Genomic DNA, 4007 nt, shown 5'->3' on the forward strand with positions numbered 1-4007 from the left:
GGCGCGAACGAGAAGGCCAATCCCATGCTCTCCGGATCGGTGGCCTTGCCCGAGGACCACTATGCAAGCGGCCAGTCCGGTGCTTTGGAGCTCGATCCGATGCACGAACTGTGCAACACCTGTCACGTGCAGGGATAACGCGCGATCGCATCGCCCATTCGGCTGGGCGGCCCCCTCCGCCGCCCAGCCTCACTTTCAGACAGGAGTAGACATGGTCATCTCAAGCTTGGTCGTCGAGACGACCCCCGACACCACCCAGCAGGTCGCCGGCGAGCTTGCCGGCATCGACGGCGTCGAGGTTCACGAGATCAACGGCTACAAGGCAGTAGTCACCATCGAGGCCGACACCTTGGACGACTCGCACGCCATCGCCAGCACGTTCATCACGCTCAAGGGCGTTATCGGCGTGAGCCTGGTGTACGCCAACTTCGAAGACGACCCCACCGTGCAGCAGGCCACCGTGCGATGAAGGCCATTCCGGACAAAGAAAACACCTCAAAGGGCCTGGATACCGCTGCCAAGGCAAGCACCTCCCCACCTTCGGGCGAAGCAGAGCGCCGAAGCGTCCGTCCTAGCAGACAGAGCGCAAAAGGCGTGTCAACGAGCAGCGCCGGCACCCCGAAGCCCGCGAACACTGCATTCCGCCTCAGATGGACGGCTGCACGGCGCGCCGTGCAGCTAGCAGCGCTCCTGCTATTCGCCGCTCCGCTGCTCATGGCAGGATGGAGCCTTCTCGGCCTGACCGTCGGCGGTGAAGATGCTATGGCCACACCCTCCGCCCTGCCCTTTTTCGGCAGCTTGTCCTCGTCCTCTCTCGGAGGGGCGACGTTCGTCGACCCGTTCGCGGCCCTGCAAGTAGCCGCCGCGTCCAAAGCGCCCGACCCGAACCTGCTGCTGTTCGCCCTGCCGGTCGTCGTCGCGTACGGCCTAGTTCGCGGCCGCGCCTTCTGCGGTTGGGTGTGCCCGGTGAATCTGGTGCTGGAGGGCGTCGACTTCATCCGCAGGAAGCTGAACCTCTCCGTGAAAGAAGCGCCGATTCCCCGCCATGCAAAACTCTGGGTCGCGGTTGCCGTACTGGCGCTGTCGGCCACCCTCAGCGTGCCCGTATTCGAAGCGCTCTCGCCGATCAGCGCGGTGAACAAGGGGCTGTTGTTCGGCAGTACGGCCGGGCTTTTGATGCTGGCGGCCATTGTGGTCGCCGAGCTGTTTTGGGCCCATCGCGTATGGTGCCGGTCGCTCTGCCCGCTCGGCGGCTTCTACGAGGCCATCGGACGGTTGGGCAGGGTAAACGTAAAGTACGACCGCGACGCCTGCATCCACTGCGAGGCATGCCAAAAGGCCTGCTTGGCCGACCCGATCATCCTAGCACCGGTGCTCGACGAGCGCGACACCGTCGTCCGCGCCGGCGACTGCATGGCCTGCGGCTCATGCGTAGACGCCTGCCCAGCCCGAGCCCTGTCGCTCGGATTGGGAAAGCGATAGGGCGCTACACGTCCAAGAGTTTGTGCCGAAGCGCGTAGGACACCAGGTCAGCGCGAGTCTTGAAATCCAGCTTCTTGTACAGCTTCGCACGGTGCGCCTCGACGGTCTTCACCGACAGGAAGATGAGCTCGGATATTTCCCTGTTCGTGTAGCCTTTGGCCAGCAGTTGCAATATCTCCAACTCGCGGTTCGAAAGCTGCTGGTAGGAACGGTCGTCCTTGGTGTTTCCACCCGCAAGCTGCTTGGTCAGCAGCGCTGCCATCTTCGGATGGATGTAGCTGCCTCCTTCGACCACCGCACGCACGGAGCCGATCAACTCGTCGGACGTCGAGTTCTTCAGCACGTAGCCCGAGGCGCCCCCGCGCAGCGTGTAGAACAGGTACTCCGGCTCGGCGAACATCGTAAGGATGATGATCCTCGTTTCGGGGAAATCGCGCGCAATCTGCTCGCATGCCACCAGCCCGCTCTGCCCGGGCGGCATGGATATGTCCATGAGCAGCACGTCGGGCCGCTCGCGTGCGACGACAGCGTAAGCCTGCGTGCCGTCGGCAGCCTCGGCTATCACGGTCAGGTCGGATTCCTGCTCCAGAATCATCTTGAAACCCGAACGCACGATCTCGTGGTCGTCGGCCAATACAATGCGGATCATACGCACTCCTCCCGCTCTTGCCCGCGCATGGGCGCGACCAGCACCACCTCGGTACCACCTGCGCCCGACTCGATGCGCAGCGTGGCGCCGATGAGCTTGGCGCGCTCCTGCATGCCCGAAAGCCCGCACCCCGTGCCCTTGATCACCGGATGCTCGGTGTCGAAGCCGCCGCCATGGTCGATGACGCTCACATGCAGCCAGCCGCCCGTGTCCTCGAGTCGTACGTACACTTGGTCGGTATCGGCGTACTTGCAGGCGTTCAGAATAGCCTCTTGGCAGATACGGTAGGCTTGTGTTTCCAGTGCCTGGTCAAAGCGCCGACACGACAGCCCGCCCTCGAATACGACCTCCGTACCATAGGCCTTCTCCAGCAAGGACGCCTGCGAACGCAAGGCTGGGATAAGGCCCAAATGGTCCAGCGCCGAAGGGCGCAGCTCCACCGACAGGTTGTGCAGTTCGTCTAAAATGCGATCCAGGTTGGCGAACGTCTCGCCCAGAAGCTGCCTCCCCTCGTCGTCGCCGACATGGGACTCGAGGCGTTTCATCAAAAACGAGACCGCGAGCAGCTCCTGCGCGATGCCGTCGTGCAGCTCGCGCGAGATACGCTTGCGCTCCTCCTCCTGCGCCGCAATGACGCACGAGACCTCGGAATGCACGAGAAACGGGCTGTCCCGCGACTCGTTGCGCTGCTCGACCGCGATGCGGTCGAAGTCCATGAAGTCGTCGTCCACTACGCCAAGATCGCCAAGGCGCCCCTGCAAGTCGCTTATGAACTGGCAGTACACCTGCTGATTCCGCGCATCGACCGACCGGTAAGCACACAGCAGCGCACCCACCACGCGGCCCGCCTTCGTCAGCGGCAGTGCGCAGAAGCTGTGCAGGTCCTCCGCGAACACGATAGGGTACGACGAGTATTCCTGCGGGTCGATCTCCTCGTCGATGTCGACGAACATCATGGGCTTGCCCGCCTTGATGACGATGCCGCCAATGCCGTGCCCCGGTGCCAGCACGATGCGGTGATGCCGCTCGTCGGTTGCCCCCGCGCTGTATATCCATTTGAGCGGCGCACCCAGAAACGCCGTCAGCCCGATGGCGACGAAATCGAACCTGTAGTTTGCCTTCAATTCCTTGACCGTCCGAGCGTACTCAGCACTGTCGCCTGCCAGTACCTTGTCGCTGAAATTCGATACCCCCATATGCCGTCCCCTCGCCGTTGCGTAGGCTCCGATACGCAGCCCACGGCCCATTGGCTTCGCGCGCTGGCTGTTTCGAAGCTCTATTATCCTCTATTTCGGCAAAGAGCGCGAACCGAGAGGGAAAACAGCGCAGCCCCACTTCCAGCCGCCCTCCGACACATCGGCCCTGCAATTATGACCGTCCTGGAAGCCCTCCGCGAGGTACTAGCTTTCCTCGTCTCTGTATGATAAATAAGTCATACATACTCCAAGGGCGGCTGACGATACGCACGCCGGACGTGGTGAAAAGCTTGCAGTATTTTCGTTCCTTAGACCAGACGAAACGCGCATCTTCGTCTGGTACGGCTGACTGCTTCCTTAAGGCTCGGGGGCAGAGTAGCCGCGGAACCTGGTACTACAAACGGTCTTGTTTCAACAGCTATCGAGGCGTGTATGGTCATGAATGCGCCCATGAGCTAGAGGCGAGCCGCCTTATGCAGGCTTTAGGCATCGCGCATGTCGACTTCCAGGACTTCCAGGATTTCTGCTGTGGGTTTCTGCTGTGTGAAAAATAATCTTTGACACCTTTGAGGAATCTGGTAAACTAACTGCTTGCTGGATCGGCAACGATCAAAGCCCAAAACGTGGGCGATTAGCTCAGGGGGAGAGCACTACCTTGACACGGTAGGGGTCAGAAGTTC

At 61.7% G+C, this 4007-nt stretch carries 4 protein-coding genes; 2 read left to right on the plus strand and 2 right to left on the minus strand.

Annotated features, from left to right (window positions below; translation table 11 throughout):
* Positions 1-211: 211 nt before the first annotated feature.
* Positions 212-469 carry a chaperone NapD gene (locus RR842_RS12445; RefSeq protein ID WP_332513333.1) on the plus strand — a complete coding sequence of 86 codons (258 nt, stop codon included), beginning with the start codon at positions 212-214 and terminating at the stop codon, positions 467-469.
* A 125-nt stretch (positions 470-594) separates the two neighbouring features.
* A complete protein-coding gene (locus tag RR842_RS12450) occupies positions 595-1482 on the plus strand; it encodes a 4Fe-4S binding protein (RefSeq protein WP_332518522.1) in 888 nt (295 codons plus the stop codon).
* A gap of 4 nt (positions 1483-1486) precedes the next feature.
* Here the strand turns inward: RR842_RS12450 and RR842_RS12455 are convergent, their stop codons facing one another.
* Both RR842_RS12455 and RR842_RS12460 read right to left on the minus strand, forming a co-directional pair.
* Entirely contained in the window at positions 1487-2128 is a 642-nt protein-coding gene (locus tag RR842_RS12455) for a response regulator transcription factor (protein WP_332521629.1), read from the minus strand.
* Positions 2128-3327, minus strand: coding sequence for a GAF domain-containing sensor histidine kinase (locus tag RR842_RS12460; RefSeq protein WP_332723148.1), 1200 nt, complete (start codon positions 3325-3327; stop codon positions 2128-2130). The genes RR842_RS12455 and RR842_RS12460 overlap by 1 nt, the downstream gene beginning before the upstream one ends.
* Positions 3328-4007: the final 680 nt, after the last annotated feature.

It is taken from the genome of Gordonibacter sp. (assembly GCF_036667095.1).
Taxonomy (GTDB): domain Bacteria; phylum Actinomycetota; class Coriobacteriia; order Coriobacteriales; family Eggerthellaceae; genus Gordonibacter.